The organism is Streptomyces sp. SID1328 (assembly GCF_009865595.1).
Taxonomy (GTDB): Bacteria; Actinomycetota; Actinomycetes; order Streptomycetales; family Streptomycetaceae; genus Streptomyces; species Streptomyces griseoluteus.
In genome coordinates, this window is record NZ_WWKH01000897.1 from 1 (window position 1) to 1,568 (window position 1,568).

The 1,568-nt window shown below is 73.3% G+C and carries 1 protein-coding gene and 2 pseudogenes; 1 reads left to right on the forward strand and 2 read right to left on the reverse strand.

Annotated elements, in window-relative coordinates; genetic code table 11:
* Positions 1 to 481 (forward strand): annotated as a pseudogene (locus tag GT030_RS28820) (hypothetical protein); the annotation flags it as partial.
* A gap of 92 nt (positions 482 to 573) precedes the next feature.
* Here the strand turns inward: GT030_RS28820 and GT030_RS28825 are convergent.
* Both GT030_RS28825 and GT030_RS36830 read right to left on the reverse strand, forming a co-directional pair.
* A complete protein-coding gene (locus GT030_RS28825; protein ID WP_161203598.1) occupies positions 574 to 1,332 on the reverse strand; it encodes a DUF4239 domain-containing protein in 759 nt (252 codons plus the stop codon).
* Between the two features lie 30 nt (positions 1,333 to 1,362).
* Positions 1,363 to 1,568, reverse strand: a pseudogene (locus GT030_RS36830) (hypothetical protein); the annotation flags it as partial.

Sequence of the window (1,568 nt, forward strand, 5' to 3'; positions counted from 1 at the left end):
CAACGGGAACGGGAACTTCAACAACAACGGGCACTTCGGGCACGGCCACGGGCACGGCAACGGCGGTCACGGCGGCGGCAACGACGGCAACCTCCGCAACATCGTCGCCACGCCCGGCGTCCTCCCCGCCGGCGGCCGGCTGACCATCACCGTCGAGGGCTGCCGCGGCGGCACCGTCTCCTCGCGCGCCTTCGGCGCCGCCCGGCTGGAGTCGAACGGCAGCAACCACTCCCGCGTCACCGTCACCATCGACCGCAACGCCCGCCCCGGCCGCTACGACATCACCGTCGACTGCCGCGGCCGCACCCTGACCCGCCCCAACGCCTTCACCGTGATCGGCGGTGTCAACGGCGGCCTGGGCGGCAGCAGCACCACCGGTGCCACCCGCGCGGACATGGCCATCGGCGGCGGACTCGTCGCCTCGGCCGCGCTCGGCGGCGGCCTCGTCTGGCTGCGCCGCCGAGGGGAGAAGCGCGCCTGAGCCCGCGCCCGTGTCCTCGCCGGCGCGGGACACGCCTCCACAGGCCCTCGCCCCACCCCTCGCCGGGCCGGGACGAGGGCCTCCGGCATGTCCTACACGTGCGGGAACAGGGTGAGGAACGGCTCCGCCGTCACCGCGATGCCCCTGCTGAAGGGGGCGTCGAAGTCCCAGATCAGGAACAGCATGAACGCGATGGTGGCCGAGAACAGCCCCGCCAGGACCAGTTCCCGCGCGGTACGCCGGATCTGGAGGGCGAACACCATGCCCACCGTGATCACCGCCCCGGTGAGCAGCCCCCACCACACCACGGGCGGCATGGTCGGGCCGGTGGAGTCGGCGCGGGCGTTGCGGGCCTGGTCGGCCGCGGCCACCTGGTCCACCAGCGGCTGGTACGCCTGCGCCTCGAAGTCGCTGCGCGGCTGGTAGTCCGTCACGTCCTGCCGCACCTTGTCCAGCAGCCGCGAACCCCGCGCGGTGACCTCCCCCTTGTCCGTCATCGACTTCCACTCGGTGTTCACGACGTACGAGACGTACGCGTCGACGTCCGCGCGGACCTGGTCACGCTCGTCAGCCGGGTACACCCGGACGCGCTCGGAGACCTCGTGGAGTGCCTGCGCCTCGGCCTGGACGGTGTCCCCGGCCGCGCTGCGCGCCTCCCAGACGCCCGCGATGGCCAGGCCCAGCACGATGGCGTACACCACCCCGATCCACATCGTCATGTACTCGATGACGTCGGGCGTCTCGCTGGGGTCCTCGTCCTCCGGGGCCCGCCGGTGCCGGACGAGGGTGATCAGTACCACCACGGCACAGGCGCCCAGCATGGCCAGGACGAGAACGAGCCAATCCGACAACGGATACCTCCAGGGGTGGGTGCGGCCGCGTCACCGCGGGCGCAGCGCCGCGACGGCGACGATCGCGGGGATGGTGACGAGCAGGACGTAGCGGACCGGCGAGGTGTGGGAGCGGGCGATGTGCCGGGCGGCACGGGGGTGGTACGCCGGATAGCTCACCGGGGTCGCGGTCGGCCGGGGGGTGGGCTTCGGCGGTTCAGGCGCCGGCCGGGGTGGCGCGGGCTCGGGTGCCGGGA